Source organism: Mesorhizobium sp. CNPSo 4688, assembly GCF_057784295.1.
The window spans coordinates 343,829-361,014 of the sequence record NZ_JBWLUY010000004.1 but is presented as its reverse complement, the minus strand read 5'-3'; the positions used below and the strand labels follow the sequence as shown (position 1 = coordinate 361,014).

At 61.8% G+C, this 17,186-nt stretch carries 16 protein-coding genes; 7 read left to right on the top strand and 9 right to left on the bottom strand.

Going from position 1 to position 17,186, the window contains the following annotated elements:
* Positions 1 to 140: 140 nt before the first annotated feature.
* Complete coding sequence (locus AC04SH_RS09790; protein WP_488574847.1) at positions 141 to 1,424, top strand: O-antigen ligase family protein; 1,284 nt, start codon at positions 141 to 143, stop codon at positions 1,422 to 1,424.
* 64 nt (positions 1,425 to 1,488) lie between these two features.
* On the opposite strand, the gene AC04SH_RS09785 is transcribed toward AC04SH_RS09790, so the two are convergent.
* The 3 genes from AC04SH_RS09785 to AC04SH_RS09775 all read right to left on the bottom strand — a co-directional run bounded on the left by AC04SH_RS09785 (position 1,489) and on the right by AC04SH_RS09775 (position 4,800).
* Complete coding sequence (locus tag AC04SH_RS09785) at positions 1,489 to 2,580, bottom strand: acyltransferase family protein (RefSeq protein ID WP_488574846.1); 1,092 nt, start codon at positions 2,578 to 2,580, stop codon at positions 1,489 to 1,491.
* 116 nt (positions 2,581 to 2,696) lie between these two features.
* Positions 2,697 to 3,947 (bottom strand): polysaccharide biosynthesis/export family protein, encoded by a 1,251-nt coding sequence (locus AC04SH_RS09780; RefSeq protein ID WP_488574845.1) that lies wholly within the window; start codon positions 3,945 to 3,947, stop codon positions 2,697 to 2,699.
* 175 nt (positions 3,948 to 4,122) lie between these two features.
* On the bottom strand, positions 4,123 to 4,800 hold the full coding sequence (locus AC04SH_RS09775; protein WP_112560555.1) for a sugar transferase: 678 nt from the start codon (positions 4,798 to 4,800) through the stop codon (positions 4,123 to 4,125).
* Positions 4,801 to 5,407: 607 nt separating this feature from the next.
* Between AC04SH_RS09775 and AC04SH_RS09770 the strand changes: the two genes are divergently transcribed.
* Positions 5,408 to 5,680: an exopolysaccharide production repressor protein gene (locus AC04SH_RS09770; RefSeq protein ID WP_488574844.1), complete on the top strand. Its 273-nt coding sequence runs from the start codon at positions 5,408 to 5,410 to the stop codon at positions 5,678 to 5,680.
* 46 nt (positions 5,681 to 5,726) lie between these two features.
* On the opposite strand, the gene AC04SH_RS09765 is transcribed toward AC04SH_RS09770, so the two are convergent.
* From AC04SH_RS09765 to AC04SH_RS09740, 6 genes are all read right to left on the bottom strand, one after another.
* Positions 5,727 to 7,562: an ABC transporter ATP-binding protein gene (locus tag AC04SH_RS09765; RefSeq protein WP_488574843.1), complete on the bottom strand. Its 1,836-nt coding sequence runs from the start codon at positions 7,560 to 7,562 to the stop codon at positions 5,727 to 5,729.
* A gap of 5 nt (positions 7,563 to 7,567) precedes the next feature.
* The gene (locus AC04SH_RS09760) at positions 7,568 to 8,545 is read right to left on the bottom strand and encodes a phosphoenolpyruvate carboxykinase (ATP) (protein WP_488574842.1); all 978 of its coding nucleotides are present in this window, start codon (positions 8,543 to 8,545) and stop codon (positions 7,568 to 7,570) included.
* A complete protein-coding gene (locus AC04SH_RS09755; protein WP_488574841.1) occupies positions 8,542 to 10,461 on the bottom strand; it encodes a lasso peptide isopeptide bond-forming cyclase in 1,920 nt (639 codons plus the stop codon). Before AC04SH_RS09755 ends, AC04SH_RS09760 begins: the two co-directional genes overlap by 4 nt.
* Before the next feature lie 3 nt (positions 10,462 to 10,464).
* Complete coding sequence (locus tag AC04SH_RS09750) at positions 10,465 to 10,872, bottom strand: lasso peptide biosynthesis B2 protein (protein WP_488574840.1); 408 nt, start codon at positions 10,870 to 10,872, stop codon at positions 10,465 to 10,467.
* Positions 10,865 to 11,134 (bottom strand): PqqD family protein, encoded by a 270-nt coding sequence (locus AC04SH_RS09745; RefSeq protein ID WP_352582279.1) that lies wholly within the window; start codon positions 11,132 to 11,134, stop codon positions 10,865 to 10,867. Before AC04SH_RS09745 ends, AC04SH_RS09750 begins: the two co-directional genes overlap by 8 nt.
* 175 nt (positions 11,135 to 11,309) lie before the next feature.
* Positions 11,310 to 11,462 carry a lasso RiPP family leader peptide-containing protein gene (locus AC04SH_RS09740; RefSeq protein WP_454587615.1) on the bottom strand — a complete coding sequence of 51 codons (153 nt, stop codon included), beginning with the start codon at positions 11,460 to 11,462 and terminating at the stop codon, positions 11,310 to 11,312.
* Positions 11,463 to 11,958: 496 nt separating this feature from the next.
* On the opposite strand from AC04SH_RS09740, the gene AC04SH_RS09735 reads away from it, so the two are divergent.
* From AC04SH_RS09735 to AC04SH_RS09715, 5 genes are all read left to right on the top strand, one after another.
* The gene (locus tag AC04SH_RS09735) at positions 11,959 to 13,086 is read left to right on the top strand and encodes a nucleotidyltransferase family protein (protein WP_488574839.1); all 1,128 of its coding nucleotides are present in this window, start codon (positions 11,959 to 11,961) and stop codon (positions 13,084 to 13,086) included.
* Between the two features lie 145 nt (positions 13,087 to 13,231).
* A complete protein-coding gene (locus tag AC04SH_RS09730; protein WP_488574838.1) occupies positions 13,232 to 14,254 on the top strand; it encodes a glycosyltransferase family 2 protein in 1,023 nt (340 codons plus the stop codon).
* 127 nt (positions 14,255 to 14,381) lie between these two features.
* Positions 14,382 to 14,777, top strand: a complete 396-nt coding sequence (locus AC04SH_RS09725) for a hypothetical protein (protein WP_488574837.1) — start codon at positions 14,382 to 14,384, stop codon at positions 14,775 to 14,777.
* A gap of 122 nt (positions 14,778 to 14,899) precedes the next feature.
* A complete protein-coding gene (gene exoK / locus AC04SH_RS09720; RefSeq protein ID WP_488574836.1) occupies positions 14,900 to 15,781 on the top strand; it encodes an endo-1,3-1,4-beta-glycanase ExoK in 882 nt (293 codons plus the stop codon).
* 55 nt (positions 15,782 to 15,836) lie between these two features.
* The gene (locus AC04SH_RS09715) at positions 15,837 to 17,168 is read left to right on the top strand and encodes a UDP-glucose dehydrogenase family protein (protein ID WP_488574835.1); all 1,332 of its coding nucleotides are present in this window, start codon (positions 15,837 to 15,839) and stop codon (positions 17,166 to 17,168) included.
* Positions 17,169 to 17,186 lie beyond the last annotated feature (18 nt).

Here is a 17,186-nt window from a genome sequence, read left to right as displayed (position 1 = left end):
AGGCGGCGGTCGCGTGCGGCCGCCGGCGAGCGTCACGCCCGAGGCCCGACGCGGAAAAGCCGGTTCATGGGCGCTTATGCGCGGTTGAAAGGCGGCGTGCCCAGTTGGAAGGCGGCAGGAATGAGAAATCCGGTACGGATATGAAGATTCCGAAATCCATTCTGATCGATCCGGAAAGCAACAAGGCCTATGCCGCCTTCGCGGTTGCCGTGTCGGTCTTTGCCTTCGCCTATTCCACCAATTTCGGCAAGATCCTGATCCTTGCCTACTATCTGGTGTGGCTGCCGCTGCTGTTCGTCGACTACCGGCGCTTCACGCGCGATCTCTCCAGCACCTGGCTGCCGCTTGTCTTCGTGGTCTATATCTGCCTCTCGGTCTTCTGGTCGCAAGCGGCCGGCACCAGTGCGCGGGCGGGACTGCAATATTTCTCGCACATCCTGTGCGCCTACGTCGCCGCGCGCACCATAAGCGTGCGCACGCTGGTGCTGGGCTCGCTGATCGGCATCTTCGTCGTGCTGCTTTATTCGCTGAAAGTCGGCGGCTATGCGCTCGACACCATCGACGGCACCACCAATTTCGTCGGCGCCTTCGGCTCCAAGAACCAGGTCGGCTTCTTCGCCTCGTTGGGCATCTTCTTTTGCCTTGCCTTTCTCGTCTTTTACCGGCGCAACTGGATGAGCTTCGTCTGGACCACGCCGATCATGCTGTTGTCGGTCTACATGCTGGCGATTGCCCATTCGGCGACCTCGGTTGCTTCGCTGCCGGCGGTGATCGGCATCGTTGCCTTGCTCACCATGAGCAAAATCCTGTCGCGCGCCTATCGGCGCGTCATGTTTGTCGTCGGCGCCGTCGCGCTTGTCACGGGTGTGGTGGCCGCGCTCAACCTCGGCCTGCTCGACTTCGTGCTCGGCATCTTCGGCAAGGATTCGACGCTGACGGGCCGCACCTATCTCTGGGAACAGGGCTGGCTGGCGGCGCAGCAGCATCCAGTGCTCGGCTATGGCTACGCCGCCTACTGGATACAGGGCTTTGCCGATCCGGAAAGGCTCTGGGCGGAGTTCTACATCTCGACCCGCACCGGCTTCCATTTCCACAACACCTACATCGAGACGTTGGTCGAGCTTGGCTTCATCGGCATGACCATACTGGCGCTGATCATCCTGCGCTCCTTCTGGGGCCATGTCTCGAAAGTGGTGTTCGGCGATTGGAGTGCCGATTCGGTGGTGCTTGCCGGCGCGGTCGGCCTGATGCTGATCCGCTCCTTCTTCGAGGTCGAGATACTCGGCCCCTATTTCACGGCCTCGTTCATCGTCTATTACGGCCTGTTCAAGCTGCGCCCGGTGCCGGTTGTCCGGGCAAGGCGGGCCTACGCTCCCGTGCAGGACGAGAAGGCCGCCGGCGGCCGCATGCCGGCACGAGTCTGACGAGAGCAATTCCAGGAAAAGTGTGAGCGGTTTTCCGTCGGGAATTGCGTCAATACAAAAAGCTTCAGGCGACGGCCCGCTTGCGCTGCATCAGGCGCTGCAGGAAGCGGCGCAACGGTTCGTCATAGATGCGCGTGGCGATGTCGGCGATGACGATGACCGCAACCGCCATGACGATGCCGAACCAGGGATGATGCGCGAACGGGTCGATCGAGGCGGCCTTGCCTGCGCCGGCGATGATCATCAGCATCGGCGTGTGGATGATGTAGATCGGGTAGGAAATCCGCCCGAGCCAGCCATAAAGACCTGACAAGCGGGGTGCCGTCGGCGCTATGGCGCCGATCACCACCAGGGCCGGGAAGATGAAGACGACACAGGCGAGATCGTAGGCGATGCGCGCGTCACCGGCCGGGGCGATGGCGAAGACGACAAGCGTCAGGGCGATCGCAGCCTCGACCCACCAGCCGCGCCGCAGCAAGCCGAGCCCGCCTTGGTAGCGCGCCATGGATCGGCAAAGCAGCACGCCGAGAAAGAAGGAGAAAAAGACGCGCGGCAGCCCGCTGACGATGGTCTTGCCAGTCATGCCGAAGTCGAGCGTGCCGGCAACGATCGAGGCGACCACCAGCAGCGCCAGGCTGACGGCGATGAGGACTGTCAGCACGCGCTTCGACAGTAGGAAAAAGACAGCGACATAGGCGATGTTGACGATCAGTTCGAAGAACAGTGACCACGACGCCGGATTGAGCGGAAAGATCGTGTGATAGGCATCGCTGACCAGCGGGATGAAGAACATGCCGGTCGTCAGCATAGTGCCGATCTCCGAGAGGGGCATGTATTCCGTCGGGATCAGCCGATTCTTGACCAGCAAATAGAAGAAGCCGAGCAACGTGCCGGCAAGGTAAAGCGGGTAGAGGCGGATCAGGCGGATCGCCACGAACGTGCCGAAGCCCATGCCGTTTTCGATCTTCCGGTCATAAGCATGCGCGATGACGAAACCGCTGAGCAGGAAGAACAGATCGACCGCGAGATAGCTCGACGGCAGCACCTTGCCGGCGGCTAGGAACGGCGAGAAATGGTAGAGCATCACGCTGATCGCCGCCACGCCGCGGATGGCGTCGAGATTGAGGTAGACATGGCGCGGGGCGGCGGGCTGCATTGTATGCCTTCAAGCGGTCCGGATAGAATTGCTCGCCCGCGCCTGGGCGCGAACGAGCCAAAATTGTTCCTCCCGCCTCCGCCGTGCCGGTCTCACGGAACGAGCCCTGCGCGAAACTACTGGCTGGCCGTCGGCGCCAGCTTCACCTTGATGACGTCGCCCGGCAGAACCGGCGTGTCTTCCTTGGCCTCGATCTCGCTCGTCTTGCCGTCGGCAACGCGCACCAGCGAGTAGAGAAGCGTCGGCTCCTCACCGCTTGTGATGGCGGCGGTCGTGGCGGGATCCGATGCCTGGGCTATCAGGCCTTTCTGCATGCCCACCCTGAGCGCTGCCTCGTTCAGGTCGGCTTCGACCTGCTGGCGGCTGGAGGCAAGGTTCGAGTTCAAGGTGTTCTGGACATCAATGGCATCCTGCGACGCCTTGCTGATCGACTGCTTGGCGGTCAGGATGGCCGTCTCATAGTCGAGAATCTGGCCTTGCAGATTGGCGACGGACTGTTCCGAGCTTAGTACGCGCGTGTTGACGACCAGGCCCTTCTGCACCAGCGGGCCGATGCTTTCGAGCTGTTGCTTGGCAAGGTCGACCTGCCGCTGCTGGTTGACGATCTTCTTCTGAAGCGCTTCGATTTCGGCCTGCAGGACACCCTTCAACTCGTCGAGCGCCTGCAGCTTCAGCTTCAGCGCCTTCTGATCGGCCGTCAGGATCTGCATCTCGTCGGCGACGATGGCTGGCAAGCGCGGATCGCCCTCGACCTCCTTCGGCACGTCGAAACTAGCCTTGCCGGCGAGATCCGCATCGATGCGGGCACGCTTGACGATCAGCCGCACGCGCTGGTCGTCATAGATATCGAAATTGCCCTTGGCGGTGACCAGGTCCTTGCCAATCTGCGGGCCATAGTCGGCGTTGCGCCGGATCCCACCGGCGATGCTGACCGCCTTGAGCACGGTCAGGTCGGGCACATAGGGAAACTGGCCAGGCGTCTGGATCTCGCCCGAGATGTAGAACGGCCGGAACTGCACCATTTCCACCGAGGCCTCCGGCTTGTCCGACAGGGCAAGCTTGCGCTGCAGGGCAACGCTGATGGCGGCCGCAACCTCCGACGTGGTCTTGCCGGCGGCCGGCAATTCGCCGACGAACGGCACCGACAAATTGCCGGCCGGGCCGACCGAATATTCGCCGTTCACCGCCGCCCAGTCACGGAACGTGCCTTCGACGGTCTGCCATTCGGCGACGCGGATGTTGAGCTTGTCCTGCGAGCCGAGCCGGTACTCGTCGGCCATGGCCGGTACCGTGAGCGACAGAGCGAGGCATGTGGCGACGAGCCGTGCTGGCCGCATCGGGCCGGCAAGGCGAAAATAGGCTGACATATCTGTTTTCAACTGAACGTTTCCGATCCGTTTTGGCCCCATCCGCCCGATAGGCCTGCTGCCGAATGCCGGTTGAGCACCTCGACTGCAATGCAAGGCCGGCCCATCGCCGAATGGCTTTGGGCCGGATTGGCTTCGGGCCGGACCGGCCCGATTGCTGACCAGTTGCGGTCGGTCAGTAGGAACCGCGCGACATCCACACCGCAGGCACAGTCTTGAGGATGATGCGAACGTCTTCGAACAGCGACCAGTTCTCGACATAGTGACGGTCGAACGCGACGCGGCTGTCATAGGAGACATCGTTGCGTCCGCTGACCTGCCAGAGCCCGGTCAGGCCCGGCCGCGACTTCAAATAGTAGACCGCGGCGCTGCCATAGATCTCAAGCTCGTCGCGCACCACGGGACGAGGCCCGACAAGGCTCATGTCGCCCTGCAGGATGTTGATGATCTGCGGCAGCTCATCGAGGCTGAGCTTGCGCAGAACGGCGCCGACGCGGGTGACGCGCGGATCGTTCTTCAGCTTGCGGGTCGCGATCCATTCGGCGTTGGCTTCCGGATTGGCCGCGAGATAAGCGGTCAGCACGCGTTCGCCGTCTTCGACCATGGTGCGGAACTTGAGGCAGGGGAAAATCCGTCCGCCGCGTCCGATTCGCTTGTGTCCGTAGAAGATCGAGCCACCGTCGGAAAGCTTGACCAGAAGGGCCACCATCAGGAACAGTGGGCTGAGCGCCACCAGGCCGACAAGTGAACCGAAAATATCGAAGCTGCGCTTTAGCAGCCCGCCGATCGGTGGCGGAAAATCTACGCCGACCTGCGAAAATGCCGCATTGGCCGACTTGGCAACGTCCCTCATGCAAAAGCTCCATACGTTGAACGGATGGTTTATGTCACGATATCAAAAAAATGCTGCAGCGCAACACACAATTTCCCATACGAGTGAAATAGTCACGTCATGAATTGACTAAATAATAAACGCGCCCTGCCCAAATTTTGCCCTTTATGGCAAGTTTGTGACGAATAATTAGCAACGGTAGGAAATGTAATGCCTTTTTCCGGCCAATTTTGGACGAATCGTCCTTCGCCCCAGAGGGAATGGCTTTAGCTCGGTTTCGAATCCCTCGTTTTGCTGGATTAATCAAATAAAATACTAATCAAGATTGTAGATTCTACTGAAGTAAGAATCGTTTGACGAGTTAGGCCACCACCCCTGCGTGTGCATCGCAGCATGGCAGAGTCGAACGCGTTGGCAGACTGAAAATTATCGCTGGTTGCCCTTGCCGTCAGTTTCCCGCCTTAATAGAGTCGCAAATTATTTCTGTTAGAGTCTGAATGGGTTGGGAAGGCCGGAAGCAACCGGCCGAAAAAGAGCAGCTGAATAAGCTCGCATGGCGAATGGGGAGATACTCGGGTGGGTAAGTCATCGCTTTTGCATGCTCGGGCCGGTTGACGGGCCGCCGACCATGTCATTACCAAAATTCGTCATCGGAATGGTTTTCGCCCTCGCGATCGTGGTCGCGTGGTCGTACTTCGACGGCGCGTCGCTCTCCACAACGGTGCTTCGCGTCATTGGCTGTGCTGTCCTCATCCAGATCGGTTATTTCCTGCTGGTCTATGTGATGATCGCCAGGAGCGCGCCGACATCGGCTGACAGGGCTCGCGGCGCCGAACGAAGCCTCGGCGCGGAAAAGGCGTCCGAAGGTGAGAAACTCTCGGCAAGGCGCAGCATGCATTGAACACAGGCTGAGGTCGTACGCGACCTCGGACACATTGCAATCGGACTCAGCCTGCTTCGGCCGGCTCGGGTTTTGATTGCTCGCCTGAAAGCATCCTCGACAGGCGGCTGCCGGCCTTCGCCTTCAACCTCTGATATTGCCCGACTTCGACGATCCGGCCGGTTTCGATCGCAACCACCCAGTCGGCGAAGGCGATCATCGACGGCCTGTGCGCGATGGTCAGGATCGTCATCGATCCGCGCAAGCCGTCAATCGATTTGGCGATCAGAGACTGGTTCTGCCAGTCGAGCGCGCTGGTCGCCTCGTCGAGAATGAGCAGCAAGGGCTTGCGCAGCAACGCGCGCGCCAGTGCAATGCGCTGGCGTTCGCCGCCTGAGAGCCGCACGCCACGGTCGCCGACCACCGTGTCGAGCCGCAGTTCCAGCTTTTCGACAAAGTCAGCGCCGTGTGCCGCGCGAAGTGCAGTCCACAGCTCTTCGTCACTGGCTTGTGGCGCGGCAAGGCGCAGATTGGCAGCGATCGTGTCGTGGAGCAGGAACACATCCTGCGGCACATAGGCCACCCGATCGCGCCAGTGCCGCCGGTTGGCACCACTGATCTCGACCCCGTCGGCCAGGATCTTGCCTTCGCTCGGCTCCAGCAGGCCGAGCAACATGTCGGCAAGCGTGCTCTTGCCCGAGCCTGACGGGCCGATCAGTGCCGTTACCTTGCCGGCGGGAAGACCGAAGGTGATGTCGCTCACCACCGGCTTGCCGCCGGCCTCATAGGCAAAGGAAACATTGCGGATGTTGAGCCCGATATCCAGCGACAGCTTGGCATCGGATTCGAGGTTCGCAGGCTCGCGCTCGGCGTCGAAACGCGCCTGCATGTCACGCATCGAGGCATAGGCGGGCAGATTGATCAGCACCTGCTGCGCCTGCATCTGCATATCCATGAAGCGCGGCGCAATGCGCATGAACACCAGAAGCAGCACAACGATCTCGGCCAGCGAGAGGTTGAAGCGGACCAGGGCGACATAGATGAACAGGCTGAGGCCGATGACGCTGGCGACCTGGAACAAAGCGGTGCCGATGGTGCTGTTGCGCACATAGTTGATGTTGTCGGCCTTCATCTTCTCCAGTGTCGCGCGAAGCTGCGCGTAATAGGTCTCCTCGACATTCAGGCTCTTGGCCACCTTGATGCCGCCGAGGAACTCCGAGACCGTGCGGTACTGCGCCTGACGATTGGTGGTCAGAACCCGGCCGAAAGCGCTGGCTCGCGCGCGAAACGGCTGCAGAGCCAGGAACGTGACGATGCCGACGACGATGGCGAAGGCCGTCATGACAGGCGAAATGAACAGCGAAACCACGAGATAACCTGCCAGAAGCACAGCGATCTGCACGAGCATCAGCAGCGAGAAGGCGGCTGACTGAACGCGGTCGATGTCGCCGGTCAGCGCATGGTCGAGGTCGGAACTGCGCATGCGCGCAAAAATGCCCCACTGCGCTTTGCCGATGCTCTCGAACAGGTTCATGCGCACGCGATTGATGAAGTCGAGCAGCAGCCGCGCCATGTAGACGGATTTGTAGCGATTGAACGCTGCTTGCAGCGCGACAAGCCCGACCAGCAGGCAAAGCACCGTGGTCAACTGCAGCGTCCCGTCAGGCACCAGCCAGCGCACGAAGTCGTTGTTCGGCAGCTTGACCGCAAAATTCTGCTCGGGCCGCCCGACCAGATGCAGCAGCGGCACCAGAAGCAGGATCGAGATGCCTTCCGTCAGGCTCCCCAGGATCAGGAACAGCAGCGCCGTCAGTGTCCTGCGCCCGCCAATCCGGGCCATGGCGGCGCCGAACCCGGCGACATCTCGGTAAAACGACAGTTGCAAGATCTTGGATCCCGACATGTTGCTCACCGCGGCACGTTGTCGGCGGCCAGATCGTTTTCGATCAGGGCGACGGCCTCGCCGATACGGTCGAGCCCGGTCGGCACTTCGAGGCGGCAGACCCCGACCTGGCTGGCCAAGGCGGCGCACTGGCGAAGATGCGTCGTGGCAAAATCGCCGACCAGGGCCGGGCGGCCGAACCGCGTCACATAGGAGAATTTGATGATAGCCGGCAGGGCGCCCATGTTCGGCAGCGGCGTAATCGCTGCCTTTTCGCCGCGCTCGAGGATGTAGATCCGCGTTGCCGGCACCATCTCGCTTGAAAATCCGCCACGCAGGCGATGCTGCACCTTGTCGATCGCCGCATGCACCTGCGGGCGTATCTCTGCTTGCCGGATGGGAAACGCGGCGGCGGCATCGGCGGCGAGCTTCAACTGCGGAAAGCCCGGAACGATCATCGGCTGTTCGGTGAGATCGAGCGCTACGACATCGTCGGTCAGCAAGCGATGTCCGGCCCCGATCATAGCGCTTGCGGTCGTCGATTTGCCGGCGCCTTTGTCGCCCATGAAAACAGCGCTCTTGCCGCCGACGGCAATGGCGCTGGCATGCAGGATGAGCAGGCCGCGCTGGTGCAGCAGCAGCGCCATGACCGGGCCGAGCAGCGGAAACGCCAGCAGCGCATCGTCGACATCAGGCGCCGGCTCGACCTCGATGCGGCAGGCATCGGTGATCAGGAAGGCGCCGACGGTCTGCCATGCCAGATATTGCTGCCGCGGCTCGAAGCGGAAAGCAGTTCCGGTCTGAGGCGAAGGTTTTGGCAAGTCGATTGGGCCGACCGTGATCAGGACGTCGGCAGCAGTTGGTGCGCCCGGCTCCAGCTCGGGCAGCTCGATCTGCGAAGCGATCGTCAGGCCATAAGCCTTGTAGAAATGTCGCGCGCGAGCCTTGGGATGACCGGCCTCGCGGTTCGGATCGGCGGTGAGTGGCATATTGGCCGGCATCATGCGTGGCTCTCGCGCAATTGCACCTGCCTTAGCCACAGCGACAGCGCGATCGAGCGCCAGACATACTGGACATCGGGCAAGGTGGCTTCGTCCGGTTGCCGCGAGATGCGGCCGTAGGCGGCGGTCACTTCGGGCAGGTTGACGTAAGGGGCAATCAGCGCCGCATCCGCCACCAGCACCCTGTCGAGGAGATCGCGGTGATTGCCGAGCATGCCTTTGACCAAATTGGAGGTGAAATCGATCTTGTCGCGCCGCCACTGCACCGCCGGCGGCAGAATTCCTTCCATGGCGCGCCGCAGCACCGAACGGCCAAAGCCCTGGTTCAGCTTTTCCGCGCCAGGCAGCGCCAGGCAGAACTCGACCAGCGGCTTGTCCCAGAATGGGTAGCGCGGCTCGACGCCGAAATTCGCCGCGGCCTTGTCGAGAACCTCGAAAGCGTGCGGCACCATCCCGTTCGACAGCAGCCAGCGATGGGTCAAGGTCTCGCTGGCGCTGACCGCGGGCGGCATGTAGCCGGCCCGGCGGAACCGCTCGACAAGGTCGGTCCGCATCGCCAGATCGGGATTGATCAGGCCGCGCCAGCTTGTGGCCGGCCGCCCAGTGGGATGGCGCCGCAATTTGCTCAGCGCACGGTTGGCGAACCGCCTGATTTTCGCGATGCGCCAGGCCGGCCCGTAGAGGGTGAGGAACTGGTAGTAGAGGCCAAGCATGCCGTCGCCATAAGTGTTGGAGGCGCTGCGCAGTTCCCGCCACAGCTCCATCCATTTGCCGGCATCGGCGAGTTCGTGCAGATGGCCGTGGCCCTGCGAAACCACCTCGTCGCCGCCATGGCCGTCCAGCAGCACCTTCATGCCTTTGGCGCTGGCGGTTCTGTAGATGTCGCGGGTCAGCGACAGGCCAGGCGCCAGGAACGTTTCTTCCTGCTCTTCCAGGATGCGCTCGAACTCGGCGAAGGGCGCATAGTTGCCGACGGAAATCAGGGTCCCGTCGACCTTCTGCTGCGCCAGCACCGCCTCGATGAAAGGCCGCTCGTCCATCGGCGAACCCTTTTCGAACACCAGCGAGAAGGTCGGCAGCCTCGGCTTTCGCTGCGCCGCATTCTGCATGCCGGCCACGCAGGCGATCGAGGAGGAATCGAGCCCGCCGCTCAGCATCGCGCCGACCGCCGGCGTGCCGCGCATGCGGTTGCGGACCGATTGCGAAAACAGATGGCGGAATTCCTCGGCCGCGTCCGCCCGCATCGGCCTTGGTGATGGCTCGATCTGCCAGTAGCGGCGCAACACTACCTGATTGCCGGTCACGGTCAGGCTGTGGCGCGCCGGCAGGCGGAAAATGTCGGCGTAGGCTGTTGACTGCGGATCGTCGGGCAGCCCAGCGAGAAATCCGGAAATCTGGTGTTCGCTGATGCGCATGTCGACGCCGCCGACATCGAGAATCGGCCCGATCTCCGAGGCAAAGACGAAGCGCCGGTCGCTCGAATGGTAGTAGAAGGGTTTGACGCCGAAATGGTCGCGCACGCAAAACAGCTGCCGGCGCTCGCCATCCCAGAGGGCGAAGGCGAAGTCGCCCTGCAGATGTTCGGGACAGGCTTCGCCCCAGCGCAGATAGGCGCGCATCAACACCACGGCGTCAGCGACCGAACTGTCCCTGATGCCGAGCCTGGCCAGCAATTCGTCGCGATTGTCCAGCCGGCAGTCGGCGGTGATCGCGAGCTTGCCGCCCGCCATCGTCACCGGGCCGGGGCCGGCTTCATCGGTGGTGTTGAGCCAGGCGTGGCCAAGAACGACGCTTGCGTCCATCCACCACGAACTGCCGTCGGGCGCGCGATGCTGCATGCGGGCAAGCATGCGCTGGATGTCAGCCGCGGCGGCCGGCTTGCCTTCCTGCCTGAGCAGAATTCCGGCGACGCCGCTCATCGGTCACTGGCCGTGATCGACGAGATGGGTAAACCTGCCAAGCGAGCCGCCAAGAACGATGTGGTCGCCGCTCACCAGCCAGGCATGCGCCTTCAACTCAGTGCCGGTATCGCGCTCGATGCCGATGCGGATCTTCGAAGCGTTGCCCTGGCGGGCAAGCAAATACTGGCCGGAAAGCGCCTGGGTGAGGCAGCTTGCGCCCGGCACCAGCCGCGCCGCGGCCGCGACGCCCCAGGCGACGCGCCTTAGATCGCCGATGCCGGCCGGCTCGCTAGCGTCGAGCCGCGTCACTATGCTGCGAACTCTGTTGTAGGAAAGCAGCGTCAGCCCCAGTCTCACCGCTGCAACCACCGCAAGGCAGTGGGCGAGGAAGAGCATCTCCGGCCCGCTCAGCGAGAAAACTCTAGACAAGTTCCTCATCATGGAGCCTCGCAAGCCCGGCGTCCGCCAGGCCTTTCAACAATCCGTCGACATCGGCCTTGCAGCGTTCGGGCTCGACATTGTAGCGTTCGAGCACGGCGCTGCGGATTTCCACAATCGGCTTCGGCTCCTGGATCAGTTCCCAAATGTAGGCCCCGACGCTGTTCAGGCTGTAATAGATGTTGGACCGCATATCGAGCAGCGCCAGGCCGTTGCCGAATTCGCAGGCAACCGCATCCTTGCTCGCGCTCACCCGATCATGCTCCGAGGGGTTCCAGTCCATCCTAAACCTCGCTCACACGACACTGCTTACAACACCAACGCTTCGGCAATTCCTGACAGGTCGCGAGAGCCGGGGCCCGAGCCCCGACTCTCCGTAGTGCGCTCTGTTTCAGAGTCTGTACTTTGTCACCCCAACGAGAAGAGTCTCAGGAGAAGGTGAGTTCGCCGATCGGCGTATGCGCCGGGAACGACGCGTCGAGTGCCGTGGTGCCGCTACCGCCTTGCGTGATGGTCTCGATCGAGCCGTGGACCGTCAGGCTTGGGGTTTCGTACTCATGCTTTTCAACATTCTGTTCCATTTTACTCTCCAATACGGACTGGAAGCGGCCTGTCGATTGCCGGCAGCGATCTATTGCTGCACCGCAATAGCTGCATGGCAGCATTTATGAGTCAAGTCTGATTTACCTGCCGTTAATCAATTCTCGGTTGCGGCTGCCGTCAATGGTGATCAAAACGCTTGCACCTGCACTCTAGCCGCGCATCCCAGTTGAATTCAACAATGTATCCGTGGCCATTAATTAAGCATATGATTTAATTATACTAAATTTTTCACTTGGAATGCCCGCGTTTTAGGCTCGAGCGAAGTCGCACGGAAGTTGCTGCAGGCGTGCCGTCGGCGGATCCGATTCCGGCGGCGCCTGTGCTGCGTTGCACAATTGTGCCGCTAAACGCTATGGTTGTGGTAAAACTGGTCCCGAAGGAAAAACTGGACGCGGCAGCTGAATTTGACGATGCTTTGCTTCGCACTTGCAATATAACGCCCCTCACAAATTTTTTGCGGAGATGCTGCAGCATATGGCCTTGCAGGAAGGGACCTTCGAGAGGTTGCGCGCCGCCGGCTGCGCCGACGAAGTAGCCTATGTGCAGGCGTGCCTGCGGCTGTTCTTCAACCCGGAGGCGAGCGCCAGCGCAGCACCTGCACCGGCCATCTCCGTTGCCGATGTCTGCGACATCGCGCGGCTGAACAAGGTCGCGACCTTTGTACTGAAGGCGCTGTCGCGCCCACCCGTGGGCGAGACCCCGCCTGGGCTGCTCGAGTGGCTCGACACCTACCGCCGGCGCACGATCGCGATGAACTCGTCCGGCATCATGGATTCGATGGCCATCGACAAGGCGCTGCGCGACAGCAAGATCGATTTCGTCTTCCTGAAGGGACCGTTCCAGCAGCAACTGCTCTATGGCGACCATTTCATGAAGCCGTCCGGCGATGTCGACATATTGGTGTCGCCAGCCGGCTTCTTCAAAGCCCGCGATGCGCTGCGCTCGATCGGCTACGAGGTCGCCGGCAAGTCCCGCTCCGTCTGGTGGGTGCGGTTTTTGGGCGAACAGCATATGGTTCGCAGCCAGGGTCCGAAATTGTCCACCGTCGATCTCCACTACCGGCTGCAGCAGCCGGGATCGCCAAGCCCACGCGACACGGACGGCTTTCTGCGCCGCAAGCGCGCACTTGCGATCGCCGGCTCCAGCGTACCTTTCATCTCGGCTTCCGACACCTTGCTCTTGTCCTGCATCAGCGTCGCCAAGGCGCTGTTCAACCGCGAGCCATGCGCGGGCTATGTCTGCGACATCAGGGCCGCGGCCAGCCGCCTGAGCGAGGCCGAGCAGCAGAATGTGCTCGACTACGCGGCCGAGCAGGGGCTGGCCGACACGCTGCTCCTGGGCTTGCGCGCCGCCGACGTGCTGCTTGGCGGCGCCGGCACGCTGCTCTCGGATCGGGCCACCAGGATCCTGTCACGCATCGGCAATGAAGACCTGTTCCACATGGTTATCGCGCCGTGGCTATCGTCGCTGAGATGGCCGCAGCGGCGCACCGTTTTGTGGGAACTATGCGGCCGCGAACCTGTCCGCTACCTGACCGAAGCCAGCTGGGCCGCGTCCGCCGACCTCAGCCGGCGGATCTTTGAGCGACCGGAAGGCCGGTGATGACGAGGGTCGTCAGACAGCAGGCAGAGAAAGTTCCGTCCCGATTCGCTGGCGATGGATCAGGGGAGGATGGATCGGGATCCGGCGCCGCGCGCCGGAAGGGCGAGGGGCCTCGCAACAATTTATGCAATCGAAAGGCCACCCTATGTCCATGACAGTACCCCAGGTCTGCGTGATCATCGCTGCCCGCAACGCGGCCCGCACCATTCCCGCGGCCGTCGCCTCGGCGCTGCGCGAGCCGGAGGTGGCGGAAGTCGTCGTCGTCGACGATGCCTCCACCGACGACACCGCAAAAGTCGCCACTGCTGCCGACGATGGCAGCGGCCGGCTGTCGGTTATCCGCCTCGACGTCAATCGCGGCCCTTCTTTCGCCCGCAACGCCGCCATTGCCGGCTCCAAATCGCCCTTCATCAGCATTCTCGACGCCGACGATTTCTTTCTCGAAGGCCGGTTCCGCCAGCTGTTTGCCAGCACCGACTGGGATTTTGCCGCCGACAACATCATGCTGATCCGCGACGATACGGCGACCGATGTTTCCAAAATCGTCGCCCCGGCCTTTTCGGCGGATCCGGAGTTCCTCGACTTCGAGCGTTTCATCGAAGGCAACATCTCCAGCCGGCGCGTCCAGCGCGGCGAACTCGGCTTTCTCAAACCGGTGATATCAAGGGCTTTCCTCGACAGGCACGGCCTGCGCTACGATGAAAACCTGCGTCTGGGCGAAGATTACGAACTCTATGCCCGTGCCTTTGCCCTCGGCGCGCGCTTCAAGGTCATCCGGTCCTGCGGCTACGGCGCGATCGTGCGCGCCGATTCGCTGAGCGGCCGGCACAAGACGCAGGATCTGAAGCGCCTGGCCGATGCCGATCTGGCGCTTCTCAAGATCGACAGCCTGCCGGAAGGCTCCAAGGCCGTTCTGCGCAAGCACGAGCGGCATGTGCGCGACAAATACCGGCTGCGCAATTTCCTCGATGTGAAGGCCGAGCGCGGCATGGCGTCGGCTGCCGCCTATGCGCTGGCCAGCCAGTCGAACCTCATTCCCATCGTTCGCGGCGTGGCCTCGGACAAGCTCGATGCGTTGTTTCGTCACGTCGGTCTATCACCGAGACAGCAGCCGGTGCCGCCCTTGCGGTATTTGATGGCGGGGACCAGCACGGCCCCGAACAAGTAGGCCTCTCCATTGCGCGGCAACGAGCACGGAAACTGAAAAAATTGCCTTTCTGAAACTCGGAGGTTGCCTCCGCGTCCCGACGATGGCACTGTATGTTGCGGTGCAGCAATTTTGGAAGGCCAACCGGATGGCTTCAATTTTCGGCTTCAGGTCCAGGGACCCGGCCCGGGACAAGCAGACCGATCTGGCGCGTTTCGACCGTCTGGCAAAGTTGCTGGATCAGATCACGGCCGAGATCGCGGCTGAGAAAACCGGGCTGGAGAATCGCTATCGGTCGAAGTCCACCAACGCGGCCTTCCTGGTCGAGTCGATGGAGAATGGCTCGGCTTCGGCAAGCAGGATGTCTGAGGTCGGCGAGTTGACGAAATCGATCCTGAACTGCGAACAGCGCATCGCCGAATTGGTGCGCCAGACCAGCCGGATGAAGGAACTGCGTCATTCACTCGACGCGATTGTCGACGAGAATGCCTTGGCTCCTGATTCTCAGGCCGAATACGTCAAATCCGCAGGCCGCTCCGGCTGAAGCCGGTCATACGAGGCACAAACGAGAAAGTTCGAGGGGACGGAGGATCGGGATCGGCCCGTTGGGACGTGGGCCAGTCGGTGACTTTGGGTTGGGGCGGAACAGCACAAAGGTGAATTGATATGAACGTAGATCCGAAGACGACCCCTATCATGGCAGTCGATGCCATGATTTCGGCGCAGCCAAATCGGCCGTTGCGTCTTCTGTCCGTTGGTGCGCTTCTGCTGGCGTCAGCCGCAGCTCTGTTCGGCGCCGCGCAGCCCTCCCGTGCCCAGGACGCCTCGCCGGAGATGAAAAGCGCACCGTCCTTCGTCGACGATTTCAAGAGTTTCGATCGATCGCGCTGGTTTGTCTCCGACGGCTGGTCGAACGGCAACCACCAGAACTGCACCTGGTCGAAAAGCCTGGTCAAACTTTCCGACAACGTGCTGACGCTCGGCTTCGAAAAGCGCAAATTGAAGGATCGCGAGTTCGCCTGCGCCGAGATCCAGACCAAGCAGCGCTTTGGCTACGGAACCTATGAAGCGCGGATGAAGACGGACACCGGTTCCGGCCTCAACGCCGCTTTCTTCACCTATATCGGCCCAGCCGACAAACAGCCCTGGTACGAGATCGACTTCGAGGTCCTGACCAAGGACACGTCGAAGGTGCAGGTCAACAGCTACATCGCCGGCAAACCCAAGAACGAGAAGCTGGCCGAAGTCGAAGGTGGCACCGACAAGGGCTTCAACGACTATGCCTTCATCTGGGAAAAGGACCGGTTGCGCTGGTACGTCAACGGCAAGCTGGTCCAGGAAGTGACCAATCCCGAGCAATTGCCGACCCATTCGCAGAAGATATTCTTCAGCCTGTGGGGCAGCGACACGCTGACCAACTGGATGGGCGCTTTTTCGGATCCCGGCCGCCAGGTGTCGATGCAGGTGCAACGCGTCGCCTTCACCGCGCTCGGCCAGCCGTGCCAGTTTCCGGAATCGCTGGCATGTAGTGTAAGCAGCATAAAGTAGATCTGAACCGGCTCGGCCATATCAGGCCAAAGGGCATGAACAGGAATTAACCCGAATGAATTTGACGGTCTTTGGAATTGGCTATGTCGGTCTCGTGCAGGCCGCGGTGTTGGCGGAAGTCGGGCACCAGGTGGTGTGCGTCGATGTCGACGAAAAGAAAGTCGAGCGGCTCAACCAGGGCTTCGTGCCGATTTTCGAGCCCGGACTGGAGGCCCTGGTCAAGGAGAACCACGCCGCCGGCCGCATCAAATTCACCACCGATGCCGTCGCCGCCGTCAAGCATGGCGAAATCCAGATGATCGCGGTCGGCACGCCACCCGGCGAGGACGGCTCGGCCGACCTCAAATATGTACTGGCGGTGGCCGAGACCATCGGCCGTGAGATGGACAGCCCCAAGATCGTGGTCGGCAAGTCGACCGTGCCGGTCGGCACCTGCGAGAAGGTGAAGGCCAAAATCGCCGAGACGCTGAAGGCGCGCGGCCGCCAGGATCTGGCTTTCGACGTCGCCTCCAATCCGGAATTCCTCAAGGAAGGCTCCGCCGTCGCCGACTGCATGAAGCCCGACCGCATCATCGTCGGTACCAACAGCGAGGACACTGAGGCGGTGATGCGCGAGCTTTATGCGCCGTTCAACCGCAACCACGAGAAGATGATCGTGATGGACGTGCGCAGCGCCGAATTCACGAAATACGCCGCCAATTGCATGCTGGCGACCAAGATCTCTTTCATGAACGAGATGGCCAATCTGGCCGAGCAGCTCGGCGCCGACATCGAGGAGGTGCGCAAGGGCATCGGCTCGGATCCGCGCATTGGCTACCACTTCATCTATCCCGGCCTCGGCTATGGCGGCTCGTGCTTCCCGAAGGATGTCCGCGCCCTGATCAAGACCGCCGAAGGCGTCAAGTTCGATGCCAAGCTGCTGCGCGCCGTCGAGGAGCGCAACAATGAGCAGAAATCCGTTCTGTTCGACAAGGTCCACCGCTATTTCAAGGGTAGCCTCAAAGGCAAGACCTTCGCGCTCTGGGGCCTGGCCTTCAAGCCCAACACCGATGACATGCGCGAGGCGCCGGCACGCGTCCTGATGGAAGCGCTGTGGAAGGCCGGCGCCAAGGTGCAAGCCTATGATCCCGAGGCGATGCAGGAATGCCAGGCCATCTACGGCCTGCGCGACGATCTTCTGTTGTGCGGCACCAAGGAGGCGGCACTGCGCGGCGCCGACGCGCTTTTGATCGCCACCGAGTGGAAGAGTTTCCGCGCCCCGTCCTTCGACGCGGTCAAGGATGCGCTGACCACGCCGGTCATCTTCGACGGCCGCAACCTATACGATCCCAAGGTCATCGCCCGCCACGGCATCGAGTATTTCTCGATCGGCAGGATGGCCGCGTGAGGGCAGGGCGGCACAACG

Coding starts and splice junctions, on each gene's coding strand:
- AC04SH_RS09775 (WP_112560555.1), bottom strand. CDS start 4,800: ATGAGGGACGTTGCCAAGTCGGCCAATGCGGCATTTTCGCAGGTCGGC.
- AC04SH_RS09780 (WP_488574845.1), bottom strand. CDS start 3,947: ATGTCAGCCTATTTTCGCCTTGCCGGCCCGATGCGGCCAGCACGGCTC.
- AC04SH_RS09765 (WP_488574843.1), bottom strand. CDS start 7,562: ATGTCGGGATCCAAGATCTTGCAACTGTCGTTTTACCGAGATGTCGCC.
- AC04SH_RS09770 (WP_488574844.1), top strand. CDS start 5,408: ATGTCATTACCAAAATTCGTCATCGGAATGGTTTTCGCCCTCGCGATC.
- AC04SH_RS09785 (WP_488574846.1), bottom strand. CDS start 2,580: ATGCAGCCCGCCGCCCCGCGCCATGTCTACCTCAATCTCGACGCCATC.
- AC04SH_RS09730 (WP_488574838.1), top strand. CDS start 13,232: ATGTCCATGACAGTACCCCAGGTCTGCGTGATCATCGCTGCCCGCAAC.
- AC04SH_RS09740 (WP_454587615.1), bottom strand. CDS start 11,462: ATGGAACAGAATGTTGAAAAGCATGAGTACGAAACCCCAAGCCTGACG.
- AC04SH_RS09755 (WP_488574841.1), bottom strand. CDS start 10,461: ATGAGCGGCGTCGCCGGAATTCTGCTCAGGCAGGAAGGCAAGCCGGCC.
- AC04SH_RS09790 (WP_488574847.1), top strand. CDS start 141: ATGAAGATTCCGAAATCCATTCTGATCGATCCGGAAAGCAACAAGGCC.
- AC04SH_RS09735 (WP_488574839.1), top strand. CDS start 11,959: ATGGCCTTGCAGGAAGGGACCTTCGAGAGGTTGCGCGCCGCCGGCTGC.
- AC04SH_RS09760 (WP_488574842.1), bottom strand. CDS start 8,545: ATGATGCCGGCCAATATGCCACTCACCGCCGATCCGAACCGCGAGGCC.
- AC04SH_RS09715 (WP_488574835.1), top strand. CDS start 15,837: ATGAATTTGACGGTCTTTGGAATTGGCTATGTCGGTCTCGTGCAGGCC.
- exoK (WP_488574836.1), top strand. CDS start 14,900: ATGAACGTAGATCCGAAGACGACCCCTATCATGGCAGTCGATGCCATG.
- AC04SH_RS09725 (WP_488574837.1), top strand. CDS start 14,382: ATGGCTTCAATTTTCGGCTTCAGGTCCAGGGACCCGGCCCGGGACAAG.